The 16,577-nt window shown below is 64.4% G+C and carries 20 protein-coding genes and 1 pseudogene; 8 read left to right on the top strand and 13 right to left on the bottom strand.

The window, feature by feature from the left end; all coding sequences use genetic code 11:
- From AX735_RS25795 to AX735_RS10355, 3 genes and pseudogenes are all read left to right on the top strand, one after another.
- Window positions 1-373 (top strand): annotated as a pseudogene (locus AX735_RS25795) (hypothetical protein); the annotation flags it as partial.
- 92 nt (window positions 374-465) lie between these two features.
- Window positions 466-687, top strand: coding sequence for a hypothetical protein (locus tag AX735_RS10360; protein WP_066279386.1), 222 nt, complete (start codon window positions 466-468; stop codon window positions 685-687).
- A 23-nt stretch (window positions 688-710) separates the two neighbouring features.
- Window positions 711-1,070 carry a hypothetical protein gene (locus tag AX735_RS10355; RefSeq protein ID WP_066279384.1) on the top strand — a complete coding sequence of 120 codons (360 nt, stop codon included), beginning with the start codon at window positions 711-713 and terminating at the stop codon, window positions 1,068-1,070.
- A 27-nt stretch (window positions 1,071-1,097) separates the two neighbouring features.
- Here AX735_RS10355 and AX735_RS10350 read toward each other — a convergent pair whose 3' ends face one another.
- The gene (locus AX735_RS10350; protein ID WP_137775913.1) at window positions 1,098-1,622 is read right to left on the bottom strand and encodes a hypothetical protein; all 525 of its coding nucleotides are present in this window, start codon (window positions 1,620-1,622) and stop codon (window positions 1,098-1,100) included.
- A 234-nt stretch (window positions 1,623-1,856) separates the two neighbouring features.
- On the opposite strand from AX735_RS10350, the gene AX735_RS10345 reads away from it, so the two are divergent.
- Window positions 1,857-2,279 carry a hypothetical protein gene (locus AX735_RS10345; protein WP_066279380.1) on the top strand — a complete coding sequence of 141 codons (423 nt, stop codon included), beginning with the start codon at window positions 1,857-1,859 and terminating at the stop codon, window positions 2,277-2,279.
- 20 nt (window positions 2,280-2,299) lie between these two features.
- On the opposite strand, the gene AX735_RS10340 is transcribed toward AX735_RS10345, so the two are convergent.
- From AX735_RS10340 to AX735_RS10315, 6 genes are all read right to left on the bottom strand, one after another.
- A complete protein-coding gene (locus AX735_RS10340) occupies window positions 2,300-2,683 on the bottom strand; it encodes a hypothetical protein (protein WP_231750083.1) in 384 nt (127 codons plus the stop codon).
- Window positions 2,684-2,693: 10 nt separating this feature from the next.
- Entirely contained in the window at window positions 2,694-3,059 is a 366-nt protein-coding gene (locus AX735_RS10335; protein WP_137775914.1) for a hypothetical protein, read from the bottom strand.
- A 1-nt stretch (window position 3,060) separates the two neighbouring features.
- Entirely contained in the window at window positions 3,061-4,110 is a 1,050-nt protein-coding gene (locus AX735_RS25055) for a hypothetical protein (RefSeq protein WP_137775915.1), read from the bottom strand.
- Between the two features lie 86 nt (window positions 4,111-4,196).
- The gene (locus AX735_RS10325; RefSeq protein ID WP_066279363.1) at window positions 4,197-5,465 is read right to left on the bottom strand and encodes a glycosyltransferase family 87 protein; all 1,269 of its coding nucleotides are present in this window, start codon (window positions 5,463-5,465) and stop codon (window positions 4,197-4,199) included.
- 186 nt (window positions 5,466-5,651) lie between these two features.
- Window positions 5,652-6,089 carry a DUF2141 domain-containing protein gene (locus tag AX735_RS10320; RefSeq protein ID WP_066279359.1) on the bottom strand — a complete coding sequence of 146 codons (438 nt, stop codon included), beginning with the start codon at window positions 6,087-6,089 and terminating at the stop codon, window positions 5,652-5,654.
- A gap of 13 nt (window positions 6,090-6,102) precedes the next feature.
- Entirely contained in the window at window positions 6,103-6,882 is a 780-nt protein-coding gene (locus AX735_RS10315; RefSeq protein ID WP_066279357.1) for a sterol desaturase family protein, read from the bottom strand.
- 88 nt (window positions 6,883-6,970) lie between these two features.
- On the opposite strand from AX735_RS10315, the gene crtY reads away from it, so the two are divergent.
- The 3 genes from crtY to AX735_RS10300 all read left to right on the top strand — a co-directional run bounded on the left by crtY (window position 6,971) and on the right by AX735_RS10300 (window position 11,202).
- Window positions 6,971-8,146, top strand: coding sequence for a lycopene beta-cyclase CrtY (gene crtY, locus AX735_RS10310; RefSeq protein WP_066279351.1), 1,176 nt, complete (start codon window positions 6,971-6,973; stop codon window positions 8,144-8,146).
- Between the two features lie 178 nt (window positions 8,147-8,324).
- Window positions 8,325-8,912 carry a TetR/AcrR family transcriptional regulator gene (locus tag AX735_RS10305; protein ID WP_066279348.1) on the top strand — a complete coding sequence of 196 codons (588 nt, stop codon included), beginning with the start codon at window positions 8,325-8,327 and terminating at the stop codon, window positions 8,910-8,912.
- A 1-nt stretch (window position 8,913) separates the two neighbouring features.
- Complete coding sequence (locus AX735_RS10300; protein WP_082751027.1) at window positions 8,914-11,202, top strand: molybdopterin-dependent oxidoreductase; 2,289 nt, start codon at window positions 8,914-8,916, stop codon at window positions 11,200-11,202.
- Between the two features lie 374 nt (window positions 11,203-11,576).
- Here the strand turns inward: AX735_RS10300 and AX735_RS25050 are convergent, their stop codons facing one another.
- The 6 genes from AX735_RS25050 to AX735_RS10275 all read right to left on the bottom strand — a co-directional run bounded on the left by AX735_RS25050 (window position 11,577) and on the right by AX735_RS10275 (window position 15,847).
- Window positions 11,577-12,083, bottom strand: coding sequence for a hypothetical protein (locus AX735_RS25050; RefSeq protein ID WP_137775917.1), 507 nt, complete (start codon window positions 12,081-12,083; stop codon window positions 11,577-11,579).
- A gap of 105 nt (window positions 12,084-12,188) precedes the next feature.
- Window positions 12,189-12,419 carry a biotin/lipoyl-containing protein gene (locus AX735_RS10295; protein ID WP_031318452.1) on the bottom strand — a complete coding sequence of 77 codons (231 nt, stop codon included), beginning with the start codon at window positions 12,417-12,419 and terminating at the stop codon, window positions 12,189-12,191.
- Complete coding sequence (locus AX735_RS10290) at window positions 12,419-13,456, bottom strand: alpha-ketoacid dehydrogenase subunit beta (RefSeq protein WP_066279338.1); 1,038 nt, start codon at window positions 13,454-13,456, stop codon at window positions 12,419-12,421. Before AX735_RS10290 ends, AX735_RS10295 begins: the two co-directional genes overlap by 1 nt.
- On the bottom strand, window positions 13,453-14,424 hold the full coding sequence (locus AX735_RS10285) for a thiamine pyrophosphate-dependent dehydrogenase E1 component subunit alpha (RefSeq protein ID WP_066279336.1): 972 nt from the start codon (window positions 14,422-14,424) through the stop codon (window positions 13,453-13,455). Before AX735_RS10285 ends, AX735_RS10290 begins: the two co-directional genes overlap by 4 nt.
- A complete protein-coding gene (locus AX735_RS10280) occupies window positions 14,424-15,062 on the bottom strand; it encodes a glutathione S-transferase family protein (RefSeq protein ID WP_066279331.1) in 639 nt (212 codons plus the stop codon). Before AX735_RS10280 ends, AX735_RS10285 begins: the two co-directional genes overlap by 1 nt.
- 20 nt (window positions 15,063-15,082) lie before the next feature.
- The gene (locus tag AX735_RS10275) at window positions 15,083-15,847 is read right to left on the bottom strand and encodes an SDR family NAD(P)-dependent oxidoreductase (protein ID WP_066279328.1); all 765 of its coding nucleotides are present in this window, start codon (window positions 15,845-15,847) and stop codon (window positions 15,083-15,085) included.
- 228 nt (window positions 15,848-16,075) lie between these two features.
- Between AX735_RS10275 and AX735_RS10270 the strand changes: the two genes are divergently transcribed.
- Window positions 16,076-16,552 carry a DUF4345 family protein gene (locus AX735_RS10270; protein WP_066279325.1) on the top strand — a complete coding sequence of 159 codons (477 nt, stop codon included), beginning with the start codon at window positions 16,076-16,078 and terminating at the stop codon, window positions 16,550-16,552.
- Window positions 16,553-16,577 lie beyond the last annotated feature (25 nt).

Genomic DNA, 16,577 nt, shown 5'->3' with positions numbered 1-16,577 from the left:
GGTGCCCGCCGGTTCGGACTGGGCCGCGCGCGGCGCGCAAATCTCGGATGCGTGCCTGACGATCACCTCGCCGCGCTGGCCGGGCACCTATGCCATTGTTGAGGAGAAGATCGTCCGGCGGATCACGGTCGATGACAGCTCTGCCGCGGAGCTGGTCGAGGGCATCGGACCCGGATCGACCGAGGCGCAGGTCCTGGCGGCCTTCCCCAGCTTCGTTGCGAGCCCCCACAAATATGTCGACGCCCCGGCCAAATACCTGACCCAGCCGGGCAGCGACCCTCGGCTGCGGTTCGAGATCGACGACGGCGGCAAGGTCAGCCTGGTGCATGTCGGCATCATGCCGACGCTCGAATATGTCGAGGGCTGCGCCTGACCGGGCTGGCATGACCGGGGCTCGCCCGGCCCTTTCTCGCGAGCTTTGTCGGTTGCCGAAAATGTGAGACACTTCCCTCCGGGGATGGTCTCATGAAGAAATCGACTCGTGCGCTTATCGGGCTTGTGGTGCTCGAACTCGTCATCCTGATCGGGGCCTGGTGGCTGGTGTCGCAGGTGCAGTCTTGCGCGATGCAGACGACCGACCCGGGCGTGGCGATCACCCAGATCACGCAGACCGCGGGCGGCGCGATGGGGATCATCGCGGTGGTGCTGCTGCTCGCCTTCGTCCACCACCGGCGCAAGGGCCATTGAAGCGACCGGCACGGAGACACGATATGGGCGGCCCGAACTTTCCCGAAGACCCAAGCTATCGTCAGGTGCTGACCGGGATCGACCAGGGGCCGATCCCCGATGTCGGCACGCTGCTGCTGCAATTGCCCGATCAGGGCGCGCTGCCGATGCTGCAGGTCTATGATGTCACCGCGTCGTGCATCAAGCTGGTGCGGCGCTGGCGGCGCGGGTCCCGGCCGATCGAGCATGAGACGGTATGGCTGGATATGGATGTCGGCCATGGCCCGTTCGAGGTGACCGAGCCGCGAGAGAAGGACGCGATCCTGGCCGATATCCGCGCCTTTCTGGGCGACGACCCGCGCGCCGACGCACTGATCGCCTGCCTGCCCAAGCTGCCCTGGTAGCTCCGCGCTGCGGCGCGACGCACCGTCTCAGGCCATCTTGTCCCAAAGGATCGCGACCCAGACCGCAATGGTCAGCGCGCCGCCGGTGAACGTGGCAATCACCGACTGGCGCAGGCAATGCGCCTGTGCGTCGATCGAGTGAATAAACGCGGCGAACAGGCGGCGTTGCAGCTTTTGCACCTGATCCGGGTCGGGTCCGGCGACCAGTCCCTCCTCGAGCCCCTCGGTCTCGAACTCCTCGCCCAGCAGCAGTGCGCGCAGGCACAATATGCTCGACCAGACCAGCGGCAGCAGCCCGACCAGGCTGAGCAACGTCAGCACCGGCTGGGTCGGCGCATCGAGGCTGAGCGGCGCGCCGGGACTGGCGGAAATGGGGTGCGTACCGATGGTGGTCATCAGCGCGTTGAAAGCTAGCAGCCCGCCGATGCGGATCGACAGGTCGAGATCGCGGTTCTCCAGATATTCGAGCGTCGCGATGAAGCCAGGATCGGGCGTATCGCCCAGCATTGCCTGGAACGCGCGCAGACGGGATCGGAAGAATGGTCGCACCATGGCCTGTTGCTAACCGCAATTGTTCAGGTATGCCAGACGCCGATCGCATGGCGCGGCGGCCAGCGCCTTCCTTTCTACACGATGGCGGCCTTTTCCTGTGCCGGAGCGAGGAATGGCCCGCACAGAATGATCCGATGCGGACGCATCTGCACTTGAACGGCTGTCTGCGCTTCCGGGCACGCGCTAGACTTCGTGCTGCAGCACTGCTGCTGCAACATGGGGCGAAGCTTTGCCATGGTGGATACAAGGTCGGTCCTGCTGGTCGCTCTGCTGGCCTGCACCATGCAGGTCTGCACAGCGGCACCGACACCCGCCCCCAACGCCGAGGCGAAGCCGATGGACTTTTCGCACGTCACAAGCCGCGCCCAGGCAGATGCGCTGGTCAAGCGCGGCGAACTGGTGAAGATCTGGCTTTTCCCCAAGCGCTTTGGCGGCCCCGAGGTGCGGGAGAATGTCGGCTATGTCCCCGCGGGCACCGAAGTCGCGCTCGATTTCGCGCATGACCGGATCAGCGGGCTGATCGAGCTCAAGGCGGTCGATCGCATGACCGTGAAGCCCGAGTATCGCGGGAAGAGCAAGGTGCTCAAGGCGATCACCTATGTCTGCCACGGCGCGCCGGACAAGCCGCCGATTACGATCAGCATCGACATCTGGTAACGGCTTGGCGTGACGCCCGGTCAACCGTTGCCACGCGGAGCCTTGCGCCGGCGGCTGGCGCGGAGGATTTCTGTCATCTCGTCGATCAACTCGCGCCCCTTGATGCCGTCCTCGGTCTTGTCGTCCGGGTCCGCCTCGAAATGCGCGCGCATCCTGTCTGACATCTCGACCAGCCGGGCATAGGTTTCGTCACCGATCTGCCGGCGGACGACCTTCAGCCCCTCATTGAGCTGGTGGAAGTTCGTGTCGATATCCTCTTCAAAATCCCAAGGCAGTCTGGATTTGAACTTTGGCGCGGACAGCATCATCGACCCGAGTTGGTCCACGACATCGCCAACGCTCTGCGGGATGTAAAGCTTATCAAGTGGCAGAACTGGCCTGGACATATTGCTCTCCCGAACCATCGGAGCTGTCTTAAATGGTACCGCGCGGAGCCGTACGCCCGAGGCTGGACTCGATGATGTCGCTAATGTCTTCGATCAAGGTGCGGCCCTTTTTGCATTCCCCGTTCTTGTCTTCGGGGTCAGCTTCGAAATGCGCCCGCATCCGCTGCGACATCTCGACGAGCTGGAGATATGTTTTCTCACCGATCTGGCTGCGAACTTGCTTCAAACCCTCATTGAGTCCAAAGAAAGTGATATCGATCCCCTGTTCAGATGCCGAAAACGTGTCTGATCTGAATTCCGGCGCATAGAGCATCATCCAGCCCAAAAAGTTATAAATGGAGTCCAAGTCTTTAGGGACATAATGGCTCTTTTTGCGATCACCGATTGCTGGCATCTTATTTTCCTGGCTTCTTAATAGCGTAGGTACTGCCTCGTCCCAGCCGTGTAGGACGCACAATCACCGTAGAATCAGCTCCAAAGTCAGCGCCGAAGAAGCCTCGAATCTGAGGTTTGGAAGGAAGTTTGCGCTCGGTGGTCATATCATAGGCCATTCTGCCAACTCTTACATCGGGGATACGATATGTTCGAACCGATCTGGATGTATCATATTCGCGACCAGCAACTCGCACCTGCTTGCCGGCTCCGTGTTCAATGCCATGTCGGTCAAACAGCCTGCTCATTTCAGCTTTGACAGAACGATCAATGTAATTGCCAATCGCCTCGCTACGCGAAAGCGATGGTCGCAGGTGCCCAGAATCATATAGTTTGATGGCATTGTCATAAGCCCGGTCAACGCTCGTTTGCATCTGCCTCAGCACTTCCACCTGCAGCGGCCCCGTATCCCCCAGCTTGTTGTAGCGCGCCGCCGCTCGGTGCATCCTGAGGCTCCGGATCTCGTTGATCTGCCCCTCCAACGTCGTCGAAGGGCCAAGGCTCTGGTAGCGGAAATCGGGATCCACCTGCTTGATCTGCGCGATCAGCTTCTTCACCTCGGCATCCGCCAGTTCGGTCGTCAGGCGGCGCGAGGGGCCGGTAATGTCGAGCGCATTGTCGGCAAGCGCGATGATCGCTCCGCCCGGAGCGTTACGCAGACCTGGAAAGGTCTGCTCAAGCGTCATCGGGTCGTAGCTGGGCCGGCGCTGGTTTCCGCCAATTCGGGCGCGCGGATTGGGCTTGTAATTGGCGAGCGTCAGCTGCGGCTGCGCCGCCGGTGCACTGGAGTTTGGAGCGGCACGTCCGCGCAGCGACCGACGCGCAGTACCCGATCGCTTGCCACCCGGAGCGAAGGTGAACTGCCCGTTGTTGGGATCGTGATACGGGTTGAACTTGCGCTCAAGGCGATGCTGCGGCGCGCCGATATCGGGACCTCTGCCCGTCCTCAGATAAAGTTCAAAAGCGCGCCGGTAGCCGAAGGTGCGAGCATCGGGTGGGGGATAGGCGTTCATGAGTTGCTCCCTTTCACAGAGGGAACAATTCATGAACAAATCCTACATTTTAACTCAATTAACCGATTTGGTCATTTCTCTGAGCATTAAATAACCAGCAGCGGAGACTGCTTGCCGACCGACGGCGCTGGAACGCCTGCATCGGCGATGCTGCGTCGCATCGCCACCACAACCCAGGCGATCAGGGCCACGACCAGCGGCGCCATCAGCGGGAGCGTCTGCCCGTTCATGGCAGGCGCCGAACCATCGGGTAGATAGGATGCGACAAAACCATAACCTGTCGCGACCCAGCACAGCACCAGCAGCGCGGCCTGCTCCCATGGGCGGGTACGAGCCAGCAGATCGGGCAGGATCAAGGCCAGCGCCACGCCCAGCAGGCACAGATCGTAATCATAGGCATAGGGGCTGACGAACACGGTTGCCGCGCAGGCCGAGGCGGCGAGCCAGCGCGGGGGCAGCGCGCGATACCAGCCGATCAGCAGCAACCCCAGGGCGATCACGGCCCCCGCACCCTGGATTGCAAAGGCAAGGCCCGGTTCCGCGCCGAAGCGGAAGGCGGACGCATAGGGCGAAATCATGCGGTACATCGGATAGCGCCCCTCCGACAGGAACATGCCGGATTCGCGCACGCCGTCGATGAACGCGATCCAGATCGAGGGGCCAAAGGCGATGGTCGCGGCGAGAAGCGCGGCAGCGACCGTGACGGCCGCGATCGCCACCGTCTGCCAGCGGCGATGCGTCAGTGCGAGCAGCGCTAGGCCTGCGGCGAGATGCGGCTTGATCACCATCAGCCCCAGCGGCACGCCCGCACCCGACCTTTGCGCCAGCAGCGCGAGCAGGAACCACCCGGTCAGGGCGCCGGTCAGGAACCCGTTCTGGCCGGTCATCACCGTCAGCACGATAATTGGGATCATGGCGAGGATGACGCCAGGGAGGAAAGGCCCCGCGATCCGGCGGAGCACCGTGACGTAGAGCGCCAGCGTGAGTCCCGTGAACAGGCCATAGGCCAGGCCGAGCGGCAATGCCGCCAGTCCGGTCACGAACAGGGTGAAGGGCGGCGGATAGGTCCAGGGCATGAACACCTTGACCCCGGTCGCGGCCTTTTGCGCCCGGGCCATCTTGCGCGCATCATAACCGTCCGCCGCTCGGCCCTGAAGCCCCAGCGTGCCCGCCACATGAAAGGCGTGAAAATCGACCACAGCGGGGTTGCCGCCTTCGGCGACCGGGCGCTGATAGGATATCGCGGCGAAGACGAGCAGCATCGCGATCAGGGTCAGCACCCCCTTGAGCAACCATGGGCGCGTGGCGAGGCCGCGCGGCGGGACATGCGTCGGGGTCGGATCGGGCACGGGCATCGGCGTGTGCCTCATCCAGGCAGCCGAACGGCCCGCCGGGCGGGCGGCAGGTCTTGAGCCGGTTCAGTCTGGCGCATCGATCGGTCCCCGCTGGCTTGCGCGCGCCAGCATGCAGGGGACGGGCTTCAATTTGGTTAACGCGCTGTCACCATTTCGGACAGGACGATGGCCGCCCGGGGGTCCGGCTCACAGATAATATTTGATCTTCACCCGCTGGCTGGTGCCGCTGCCCTGTGCGACGAACACGACCTGCGAAAAGCGCGGAGGGCCGAAGCTGAAGCTGGGGTTGCGCGAAAAGCCGATGCCTTCCTTGGGGATCCCGGCAAAGGTATCGAGCTTGTTGTTGCCATTCTCGTCATGGACGATGGCAAGCGCATACTGCCCGGCGGGCAGGTTCTCGAACCGCGCCACGCCATCTTTGGCCCGCGCGGTCAGTCGATACGCACTCTTGTCCTTATCGCAATCGGGAAAGCTCTTCTCGTTCGCGGTCAGGCACAGCTGCAGCAGCCCCTTGGCCGAACGCAGGTGATCGACCGTGATCTCCACCGTGCTCAGCGGTGCGGCGCCCGGCAGCATGGCCAAGGCCATGAAACCGATTGCGCAGGTAGAAAACAGCTTGCCCATGTCTTTCTCCGGATCAGGCCGAGCGGGTGGCATCGCTCAGCGATGCGTCCTCGCGCGGTCGCGACGTTCTGTCCTGAAAGGCCCCCAGCCCTTTGTCGGTCCCGCATAGCCTGTCCCAGAAGCGGAAATAAAGCCCATAATTGCAGGTATAGCGGGCGTGGTGCAGTTGATGATGGCTCGCGGTTATCAGCCCCTGGCCTAACCGCCCCTGAACCAGCCAGCGCGGAAACAGCTCCCAGCCCATATGGTTTGTGACCCCCATCAGCGTCATGATGAACAGGACGAGGCCCAGCATCGCGGCGTGGATGGGGATCAGGAACACGAGCGCGGGGATCACGACCGCGCCGGTCAGCGCCTCGATCGGGTGGAAGCTCATCGCCGCCCACGCAGTCGGCGGGCGGCTGTCATGGTGCACCGCATGCGCGATGCGGAACCATTTCGGCACGTGCATCCAGCGGTGCGTCCAGTAGAACCAGGTGTCGTGCGCAAACAGATAGAGCAGCACCGACAGCGGGAGATACCAGAGCGGCCAGGCGTTCCAGTCGGTATAGATCTGGGTCCAGCCCCGGTTCTGCCAACCCCAGGCGACGATGCCGGTGGGGATACCATAGATGGCCGCGCTGTAGAGCGACGAGCGGATTTCCCGCCCGATCTGCGGCTTGAGTCCGGAATAGAGCCCCGGCCGCACCTTCTGCGTCAGCCAGGCGACCAGCCCGCTGGTCAGCAGATAGCGCACGCCGACGATCAGCGTCATGGCAATGGCCGACACGAGGATGGAAGACGAGCCGATCATCCGCCCGCTGTAGCGTGCTTCGGCTGCGCTGCAAAGCGCGCCTTCCGCCCTTCCATCGCATCGCCCGCTGCGCTAGGGCGGACAGGACATGAAATCCCCGCGCAATATCTCCAGCAAGACACTCAAATGCGATGTCGCGATTCTCGGCGGCGGCCTGGCCGGCGGGCTGATCGCGCTTGCGCTGCGGCGCAAGCGGCCCGAGCTCGACGTGCTGCTGATCGAGGAAAGCGCGACGCTGGGCGGCAATCATATCTGGTCGTTCTTCGGCCCCGATGTCGCAGGCGAACATCGCTGGCTGGTTGCCCCCCTCGTCTGCCATGGCTGGCGCGGCTATGACGTGAAATTCCCGGGGCACGAGCGCGGGCTGGAAGAAAGCTATTATTCGATCCTCTCCGACCGGTTCGATGCCTATCTGCGCGAAGCGATCCCGGCGCACAATATCGTCACCGGAGTGCGCGCACTCGCCGCCAGCCAGACCAATGTCGTGCTCGAAAACGGCGCGCGGATCGAGGCGGGCGGCGTCATCGATGCCCGCGGCGGCGGCAATGTGCGCCATCTGCGCTGCGGCTGGCAGAAATTCATGGGGCAGATGCTGCACCTGTCCGAACCGCACGGCCTGACCCGCCCGATCGTGATGGACGCGACGGTCGAGCAGATGGACGGCTATCGCTTCGTCTATTGCCTGCCGGTGAGCCCGATGGAAATCTTCGTCGAGGACACCTATTACAGCGACACCTCGGACCTCGACACCCAGGCCTTGTCCGCCCGGATCAGCGCCTATGCCGACGCCAAGGGCTGGCAGGTCGAGCGGGTGAGCCGCACCGAGACCGGCGCGCTACCGGTCGTCTATGGCGGCGATTTCGGCGGATACTGGCAATCGACCGGCGGCGATGTCGCCAAGGCGGGGACGCGCGCGGCGCTGTTCCACGGCCTGACCGGCTATTCGCTGCCCGATGCGGTGCGGCTCGCCGCGCATATCGCCGACATGCCCGATCTGTCGGGCGCGGCGCTCGCCAAGATGAGCCGCAAGACCAGCCTCGACCATTGGCAGGCCGACGGCTTCTACCGGATGCTCACCAAGATGCTGTTCAAGGCCGCCGGACCCGACGAGCGTTACCGCGTGCTCGAACGCTTCTACACCCTGCCCGACGGCCTGATCGCGCGATTCTATGCCGGAAAATCCACGCTGATGGACAAGATGCGCGTGCTCGCCGGCCGCCCCCCGGTTCCAATCTGGCGCGCGATCCGCGGGCTGTTCAGCTAGAGCAGCTCACCCAGCCGCCAGGCTTCTGAATTTCTTCCACTGCACCCATCGCGCCCAAGCGCGGGTGGAGGGCAGCTGCCGCGCACCGTCGCGGGAGCACGCCGATGCTGACCTCTCGCGAATTGACATGACAATTGTCATGTGAAATGGTCCAGCAACGATCGAGGAGGCGCGAGTCATGAAGCGTGCGGAGCAGAAGGCGGCGACCCGGGCGATGATCCTCGATCTCGCCGCGCGCCGCCTGCGCGAGGAGGGTCTTGCGGGGAATGCCGTCCACCGGCTGATGCGCGATTGCGGGCTGACCCATGGCGGCTTCTATGTCCATTTCCCCAGCAAGGACGCGCTCGATGTCGCCGCGCTCGAACAGGCGATGGCCGAGCATGGATCGCGCGACGCCGCGCTGCCGCCGGGCTTGCCCACCGCCGAGCGCCGCAAGCAGCGCGCACGCCGCTATCTTTCCCGCGCGCATCGCGACGACCCGGCCAATGGCTGCCCACTGGCGGCCTTGCTGAGCGAGGTCGCGCATGGCGCGCCCGAACTGCGCGAAACCTTCCAGCGCCTGCTGGCGGAGATCGTGACCGACACCGGCGATGCCGAAGGTCCGTCACCGCCATCGGAGGAACTCGCGCTGGCCGCGCTCGCGATGGGCGGGCTCGCGCTCGCACGCGCCGTGCCCGATGCGGCGCTGTCGGATGCGATCCTCAGCGCCTGTCGCGACGCCACCGCCACGCTTGCCGATGCCTATGCCGCGCAGAAGGAGGTCTGACATGAGCGAGAACTGGAAACCCACCGCCTGCGTCATCTGCTCGCTCAATTGCGGGCTGGAGGTGCAGACCGAAGGCGGCAAGATCACGCGCATCCGTGCGGACAAGAACCATCCCGTCAGCCAGGGCTATCTGTGCGAGAAGGCGCAGCGGATGGACGCCTATCAACAGGGCCGCGACCGGCTTTCATCGCCGATGCGCCGGCGGCCCGACGGCAGCTACGAAGCGATCGACTGGGACACCGCGATCGCCGAGGTCGCGGCCCGGCTGGCGGCGGTGCGCGATGCGCATGGCGGCGAGAGCATCCTCTATTATGGCGGCGGCGCGCAGGCGAACCACCTGCCCGGCGTCTATTCGCAGAGCACGCTCGCCGCCCTGGGGGTGCGCTATCGCTCGAACGCGCTGGCGCAGGAAAAGACCGGCGAGGCCTGGGTGCAGGCGCGGATGTTCGGCTGCGGCATGCACCATGATTTCGAGCATGCCGAGGTCGCGCTGTTCATCGGCAAGAACCCCTGGCAGTCGCACGGCTTCCCGCGCGCGCGGCTGGTGCTGCGTGAGATCGCCGCAGACCCGAACCGCGCGATGATCGTGATCGATCCGCGCCGCAGCGAGACCGCGGCGATGGCCGATTATCATCTCGCGATCCGCCCCGGGACCGACGCCTGGTGTCTAGCCGCGCTCGCCGCGATCCTGGTGCAGGAGGGGCTGGAGAACCGCGAGTGGATGCAGGCGCATGTCGTCAACAAAGGCCCGGTGCTGGACCCGCTGTCGCGCATCCCGGTGAGCGCGTTCGCCGATGTCTGCGGCGTCGACGAAACGCTGCTGCGCGCTGCGGCGTGGCGGATGGCGACGGCCGAAACCCTGGCCTCGATGGAGGATCTGGGCATGCAGATGGGCGTCCATTCGACGCTCGGATCCTATCTGCACCGGCTGATCATCGGCCTGACCGGCGCGTTCGGGCGCAAGGGCACCAGCTATGCCTTCGTCCCCTTCCGTCCGCTCGGCTCGGGCGGCGGTGGCGGGGCGAGCGGCAAGACCAGTAGCACGAGCGCCCCAGGCGAGCGCAATTTCCGTCGCTCGCCGGTCACCGGCTTTCCCGTCATCATGGGCCTCATCCCGTGCAACGCGATCAGCGAGGAGATCCTCACCGATCATCCGCACCGTTTCCGCGCGATGATCATCGAAAGCTCGAACCCGGTGCATTCGCTCGCCGATACCGCCCGGATGCGCGAGGCGCTACGCGCGCTCGATATCAGCGTGGTGATCGACATCGCGATGACCGAGACCGCGCGCGAGGCGGACTATGTTCTGCCCGCCGCCAGCCAGTTCGAAAAGGCCGAGGCGAGCTTCTTCAATTTCGAGCCCGAGGCCAATGCCTTCCATCTGCGCCGCCCGCTCTTCCCGCCGCGCGAGGGGACGCTGGAGGAAGGCGCGATCCATGCCCGGCTGTGCGCGGCTCTGGGCGCGTTCGGCGAGGCCGAGATCGCGCCGCTGGGTGCGGCGGCACAGCAAAGCCTCGACCATCTCGCCATGGCGTTCATGCAGCTGATGGGCGCGAACCCCGGACTGATGCGCGTCGCCTCGGCATTGCTCTACAGCGCGCTCGGCCCCGCGCTGCCCGAGGGCATGGGCAATGCCGCCGGCATATGGGGCGTCGCGCAGCTTTTCGCCGGTGCCTTTCCGCAAGAGGCCGAGCGCGCCGGCTATGCCGGGCCGCTGGCCGGAAACCGGCTGTTCGAGGCGATCCTCGACTCCCCCTCGGGCGTGGTGTTCGCGCGGCAGGACGCAGAGGACAGCTGGCAGCGGCTGCGCAGCCCGGGCGGGCAGATCAACCTCTACATTCCCGAAATGGTCGAGGCGCTGCAGGCGCTCGATCCGCAAGGACCGCCGCGCGACCCGGACTATCCCTTCATCCTCTCGGCGGGCGAACGGCGGACTGAGACGAGCAACACCAGCATCCGCAACCCCGACTGGCTGCGCAAGGGCGAGCTTGTCAGCACGCTCAGGGTGCATCCCGAGGATGCCGCGATGCTCGGGCTCGCCGATGGCGCGCCGGTCGATATCGTCACCCGCCGCAGCCGCGCGCGTACCCTGGTCGAACTGCACGAAGGCAGCCGGCGCGGCCATGTCTCGCTGCCCAATGGCCTCGGCCTCGACGTGCTGAGCCCCGGCGGCACGGTGCAACGCCACGGCGTCGCGCTCAACGAACTCACCGACTATCGCTGGCGCGACCCGATCGTCGGCACGCCCTGGCACAAATATGTGCCTGCGCGGATCGAGCCGGTCGGTTAAGCAGGGCGCGGCAGTCGCCCCTCAATCGCCGAGCCCGAGCGAAGCCGAAGGCCCCGCGCCAAGAGCCACCCGAAACGCACCTTCACCGGCTTGCCTGCGAAGGCAGGCACCCATCTCCTGCCTAAGCCCCCGGCACAACCGCCTGGAGATGGGCCCCTGCCTGCGCAGGGGACCGGTGGGCATCAGGACGAGGATCGATACCTGCCTGACCCGGACAGCCGAGGGCTTCAGGTTGGGCAAGGGATTGCCGAGCAACAGCTTTGGTCAAGTTCAATACCATGCTCTGGCCACGTCCGGTTTCGGGACCTGCCAGGAACTGATAGGATGACTGCAACTGGGTGGAATTCGGTCAGTGACGCGGCTGTCGGGTAGGCTCATTTTCGCTCATTGACCACGAAATCATGGGGATCTCTTTTAAAGAAGAAACTTGGGTTTGCGCGGTAAATCGTTCTCCATTCACCTTTTTCCTCCACCTGAAGGACCCGGCTCCACCGGCCAGTTTTGGCTATCCTCGCTCTCCCCAAAACCCATGCGTCAACAATTTCAATAAATTGATGGGAAATAGCTTCGTAAGGAAAGAAATTTGACCAAAAGCCCGGCAGGCCAAAGTTAAGCTCATCATAGTTTTGAAGTCCGAGCGTTAATTCAAGAGACAAGCCTGTTTGGGATGGAAATGTCCAATGGACGTCCATTTGAGAGACGGACAGGTCCTCGACTATATAGTTAAAACCATGGCGTTCCGCAAAAGCAGTGAATAGAGTTTCGGCTTCTTTGGTATAATCATAGGACATACCGTCAGGTATAAGTAATTTGTCAGTGTCTGCAATGGGGTCGCTTGCTGAACGTCCGCTGTTCTGAAGACAGCCACAACAGCCGCCCATCGCCCTCACCCTTCCGGCGCTGCGCGCCTGCCTCTCCCGCCGGGAGAGGGAAGGGGCCCGCGCCGTCGGGCGTGGGAGGGGTGAGGGTGATGCGCCTGGCCGCCCCTAGCCGATCGTCCCGATCACATCGCCGATCCTGTAGCTTTCGCCTTCCTCGCCGGTGACGCGCAGGACGCCGCTGTCCTGCGCCTCGATCTCGGTCGTGCTCTTGTCGGTCTCGACCGTGTAGAGCACGTCGCCCTTTTCCACCGTCTCGCCATCGCCGAACATCCATTCGACCAGGGTGACCTCGGTGACGCTCATGCCGAGCTTGGGGATGCGGATTTCTGCGGGCATCAGCGCTTCCGTTCCATCGTCGTGCGGATTGCGGCGGCAATCTCTTCCTTGTTGGGGATCCAGGCCTGTTCGAGCACGCTCGCCATCGGCACCGCGGAGAACGCGCCGCCGATGCGCTGGACAGGGGCCTTGAGCTCGTTGAACAACCGCTCGTGCAGCCGCGAGGCGATTTCCGCGCCGGTGCCATAGGCGCGCACCGCCTCGTGCAGCACGACGGCGCGGCCGGTCTTGCGCACCGATGCGGTGACGGTCGCCTCGTCATAGGGCGCGATGGTGCGCAGGTCGATCACCTCGACCGACACACCCTCGCCCGCCAGCGTTTCAGCGACTTCGAGCGCGTCGAGCACAGTGCGCCCATAGGTGATGAGCGAGACATCGTGCCCTTCGCGCGCGATTGCCGCCTGGCCCAAAGGCACGCGGTAATCCACGCCAGGATCATCGGACTTCAGGCCGTAGCACAGGATGTTCTCGATGAAGATCACCGGATCGTTGCACTCGATCGCGCTGCGCATCAGCCCCTTGGCATCGGCGGCGTTCGAGGGCGTGACGATCTTCAGCCCCGGCACATGCGCGAACCAGGCTTCCAGCATGTCCGAATGCTGGCCGCCAAAGCCGACGCCGACGCCGGTGGTGGTGCGGATGACCAAAGGCACGTTGGTCTGCCCGCCGGACATGAAGCGCAGTTTCGCCGCATGATTGACGATCTGGTCCATTGCCACGGTGACGAAGTTCATCAGCATGATCTCGGCAATCGGTCGCATGCCGGTGAGCGCCGCACCGACGCACGCGCCCATGATCGCCTGTTCGGAAATCGGCGTCGCGCGGATGCGGTGCTCGCCATATTTCTCGGTCAGCCCCGACGAGACCTTGAACACGCCGCCGCCCTGCTTGGCCGCGACATCCTCGCCGAGCAGGATGACGCCCTCGTCCGCCGCCATCGCCTCGTCGATCGCGGCGTTGAGCGCCTGGACCATGGTGATCTGCTTCGGCTTCTTGGCCCTGGGCGCAGCGGCCTCGAGTGTTTCGGCCTCGCTCATGCCGCGATCTCCTCTTCGAAAACGTCCTTCCGAATTTCGTCCGCATCGGGGAACGGGCTGTTGAACGCGAATTCGACCGCCGCCTCGATCTCGGCATCCAGTTTCGCGACGATCGCGTCGAGCTCGGCTTGCGTGAACTGGTGCTCGAGCATCAGCGCATGGAGCTTGGGCAGCGGGTCCTCGGCCTTCATTTCCTCGATATGCTCGGGCGGCATGTACGAAAAGTCCGCGCCGAAGAAATGGCCCATCATCCGGTAGCACATCGCCTCGATCAGCATCGGCCCCTCGCCCGCGCGGGCGCGATCGACCGCCTCCCTCGCCGCCGCATACATCGCAAGCGCGTCATTGCCGTCGACCTTCACCCCCTTCATCCCATAGGCGGCGGCGCGGGTGACGATCGAGTCCACCTTGGTATGGTCGGCAAAGGCGGTGTGCTCGCCATAACGGTTGTTCTGGCACAGGAAGATGACCGGCAGCTTGTAGAGCTGCGCCATGTTCATCGCCTCGTGGAACGCGCCGATATTGGTCGCGCCGTCGCCGAAACAGGTGACGGTGACCCTGCCGTCCTTGCGGTTCTGGCTGGAGAGCGCGAGGCCATTGGCGATCGGCAGGCCCGAGCCGACCACCCCGGTGGTGACCATCACGCCGGTGGCCGGATGGGTGATGTGCATCGACCCGCCCTTACCCTTGCAGGTGCCGGTAGCGCGGCCCGCAATCTCGGCGATCAACAGGTCGAGCGGTACGCCCTTGGCGATCTGGTCGTGCTGGCCGCGATAGGTGGTGACGAGATAATCGTCCTGGTTCAGCGCCGCCATCATCGCCGAGGTGACGAGTTCCTGCCCGCGCATCGTGTAATAGATGGTGGCGAGCTTGCCGCTCATCAGCAGCGATCGCATCTTCTCGTCGAAGCGCGCCACCTTCATCGTGCGGGTATAGATGTCGAGCAGCGTATCGCGGTCGAGGCTCATCACGCGGTCCCCTTCTTGGCATCGAGGCTGGCCGCGGCGCTGGGCCGCGCGGCGACCCGCTCAGACCAGGCGGCAAGATTGGCAAGGCTCTCTGGAAGCGGCTGGCCTACCATTTTGCCGAATTCGGTGAGGCAATAGAGCAGGATGTCGGCGAGCGTGAAGCGATCCCCTGCCAGCCAGGTCTTGCCCGCGAGCAGCGCATCGAATGCGGCGAGGCCATCGCGCGCGCAAGCCTTGAGGCCGTCGGCGGCCTCGGGCAGGCAGCGCATCCGGCTCTGGAACATCGGCAGGCCTTCCGAACCCCGGAACGCCGTGGTCATCGGGCCGACCACATCATAGTCGAGGCGGCGGATCAGCATGCTGGTCACCGCGCGCTCTTCGGCCGTGCTGCCGATCAGCGCGGGCGTCGGGAATTTTTCCTCGATATAGCCGCAGATCGCGGTGCTTTCCGACAGATAGGTGCCATCGTCCATCTCGAGCAGCGGCACCTGGCCGAACGGGTTCTTGGCGACGAAATCGGGCTGGCGGTTCTCGCCCTTCATAATGTCGACAAAGGCGCGGTCGATGACAGCGCCTTTCTCTTCCAGGAACATCAGCACGACCCTGGGATTGGGGCCGATCGATTGATAGAGCTTCATGGGGAGCCTTTCGCTGGAAATCAGAATTGGACGCGCTGGGTGAAGCCGCCATCGATGACGATGTTCGCGCCGGTCATGTACGGGCAGGCCGGGCTGGCGACGAACACGATCGCCTTGGCCACCTCTTCGGGCTCGCCGAACCGGCCCATCGGCATTTTCGCGAGCGTGCCCTCGTAGAGCGCGGGCACCACGCCCTTGATCATTTCCCAGTTGCCGCCGGGATAATAGATCGCGCCGGGCGAGATGCAGTTGACGCGGATGTTCTGCGCGGCGAGCGCCTGGCTGAGCTGCGACCCGTAGGTGATCAGCGCGGCTTTCAGCGCATTGAACGCCTGGGGCGCGACGAAGGTCTCGAGCGCGGCGGTCGAGGACATGAACACGATCGATCCGGTGCCCGATTCGGTGAGCGCCGGGGTCAGCGTCTCGACCCCGTGCACCGCGTTCATGATGTCCATGTCGAGGCAGCGCTGCCAGTCGCCGGTCGCGCCCTGGCCCGAGGCGCTGGCGGTGTGGACGAAGATGTCGCAGCCGCCCAACTTGTCCAGGCAATCGTTCAGCCAGCCCTTGTAGCCTTCCGGATCGCCGGTGATGTCGATCGCAGTGCCGTGCACCTTGCCGGGGCCTGCCGCGTCGATTTCCCGGACCGCCGCCTCGACCTTGGCGGGATCGCGCGAGAGGAACGCGACATCCGCGCCCTCGGCGGCGAAATGGCGCAGCGCGGCGAGACCGAGGCCATGCCCACCGCCGTTCATGATGACCTTCTTGCCGGTCAGCCCCAGATCCATCGCCGCTCTCCCTCGCCGGTTTTGTTGCAGGCGGCGAGGCTATCGGAAAGCGGCTGAAGCGGTAACCAGCAAAAGTGACAGCTTGAAAGCGCGGCTGGTGCTTGCACCAGTTTACATCGGCCTGCCGGATCGAATGCACCGCCCATCCGTTCATGGGGCACGCTGGACACGCCTGCCGCCTGTCCATAACACGGCAGCAATGGTCTTTGGGAAAGGGAGCGATCGCATATGGTCTGGGTCATCCGCCTGCTCGTTGCGGGGTTCGCCGCATTGTTCGTGATCATCGGCGCGCGCGCGCTGCTCGATCCGCAGACGATCATCGCGCAGTTCGAGCTGGGCCAGCAGAATGCAACCGGTTTGAGCGCGATCCGCGCCGATATGGGCGCGTTCTTCATCGGCACCGGACTTGCGGCGCTCATCGGGCTGATGCCCGGCAAGCGCGAATGGCTGCTCGGTGCCGCGGCAATGGTGGCGCTCGCGTTCACCGGACGTGTCTTCGGCCTGATCAGCGATCCGCTGACCGCGAACATTGCCCAGTCGATGATCATAGAAGCGATTTCGGTGGTGCTGCTCGTCGCATCGTTCGCGATCCTCAGCCCGCGCCGCCTGGCTCCGGAACCGGTGATCGAGACCCGCGACGAAAATCTTGCCCCCGAGCCGTTCGAGCCGCAAACGACCGGTGACTCGGCCCGCCCGATTGGCTAACGGGAGGTCAGTTGATTCTGTCGCT

It is taken from the genome of Blastomonas sp. CCH1-A6 (assembly GCF_001556365.1).
Taxonomy (GTDB): Bacteria; Pseudomonadota; Alphaproteobacteria; order Sphingomonadales; family Sphingomonadaceae; genus Blastomonas; species Blastomonas ursincola.
This window is presented reverse-complemented; position numbering and strand designations above follow the sequence as displayed.

Excerpts from the sequence above, each read along its gene's own strand:
- AX735_RS10360 (WP_066279386.1), top strand. The coding sequence starts at position 466 with ATGAAGAAATCGACTCGTGCGCTTATCGGGCTTGTGGTGCTCGAACTC.
- AX735_RS10355 (WP_066279384.1), top strand. The coding sequence starts at position 711 with ATGGGCGGCCCGAACTTTCCCGAAGACCCAAGCTATCGTCAGGTGCTG.
- AX735_RS10350 (WP_137775913.1), bottom strand. The coding sequence starts at position 1,622 with ATGGTGCGACCATTCTTCCGATCCCGTCTGCGCGCGTTCCAGGCAATG.
- AX735_RS10345 (WP_066279380.1), top strand. The coding sequence starts at position 1,857 with ATGGTGGATACAAGGTCGGTCCTGCTGGTCGCTCTGCTGGCCTGCACC.
- AX735_RS10340 (WP_231750083.1), bottom strand. The coding sequence starts at position 2,683 with ATGGTTCGGGAGAGCAATATGTCCAGGCCAGTTCTGCCACTTGATAAG.
- AX735_RS10335 (WP_137775914.1), bottom strand. The coding sequence starts at position 3,059 with ATGCCAGCAATCGGTGATCGCAAAAAGAGCCATTATGTCCCTAAAGAC.
- AX735_RS25055 (WP_137775915.1), bottom strand. The coding sequence starts at position 4,110 with ATGAACGCCTATCCCCCACCCGATGCTCGCACCTTCGGCTACCGGCGC.
- AX735_RS10325 (WP_066279363.1), bottom strand. The coding sequence starts at position 5,465 with ATGCCCGTGCCCGATCCGACCCCGACGCATGTCCCGCCGCGCGGCCTC.
- AX735_RS10320 (WP_066279359.1), bottom strand. The coding sequence starts at position 6,089 with ATGGGCAAGCTGTTTTCTACCTGCGCAATCGGTTTCATGGCCTTGGCC.
- AX735_RS10315 (WP_066279357.1), bottom strand. The coding sequence starts at position 6,882 with ATGATCGGCTCGTCTTCCATCCTCGTGTCGGCCATTGCCATGACGCTG.
- crtY (WP_066279351.1), top strand. The coding sequence starts at position 6,971 with ATGAAATCCCCGCGCAATATCTCCAGCAAGACACTCAAATGCGATGTC.
- AX735_RS10305 (WP_066279348.1), top strand. The coding sequence starts at position 8,325 with ATGAAGCGTGCGGAGCAGAAGGCGGCGACCCGGGCGATGATCCTCGAT.
- AX735_RS10300 (WP_082751027.1), top strand. The coding sequence starts at position 8,914 with ATGAGCGAGAACTGGAAACCCACCGCCTGCGTCATCTGCTCGCTCAAT.
- AX735_RS25050 (WP_137775917.1), bottom strand. The coding sequence starts at position 12,083 with ATGGGCGGCTGTTGTGGCTGTCTTCAGAACAGCGGACGTTCAGCAAGC.
- AX735_RS10295 (WP_031318452.1), bottom strand. The coding sequence starts at position 12,419 with ATGCCCGCAGAAATCCGCATCCCCAAGCTCGGCATGAGCGTCACCGAG.
- AX735_RS10290 (WP_066279338.1), bottom strand. The coding sequence starts at position 13,456 with ATGAGCGAGGCCGAAACACTCGAGGCCGCTGCGCCCAGGGCCAAGAAG.
- AX735_RS10285 (WP_066279336.1), bottom strand. The coding sequence starts at position 14,424 with ATGAGCCTCGACCGCGATACGCTGCTCGACATCTATACCCGCACGATG.
- AX735_RS10280 (WP_066279331.1), bottom strand. The coding sequence starts at position 15,062 with ATGAAGCTCTATCAATCGATCGGCCCCAATCCCAGGGTCGTGCTGATG.
- AX735_RS10275 (WP_066279328.1), bottom strand. The coding sequence starts at position 15,847 with ATGGATCTGGGGCTGACCGGCAAGAAGGTCATCATGAACGGCGGTGGG.
- AX735_RS10270 (WP_066279325.1), top strand. The coding sequence starts at position 16,076 with ATGGTCTGGGTCATCCGCCTGCTCGTTGCGGGGTTCGCCGCATTGTTC.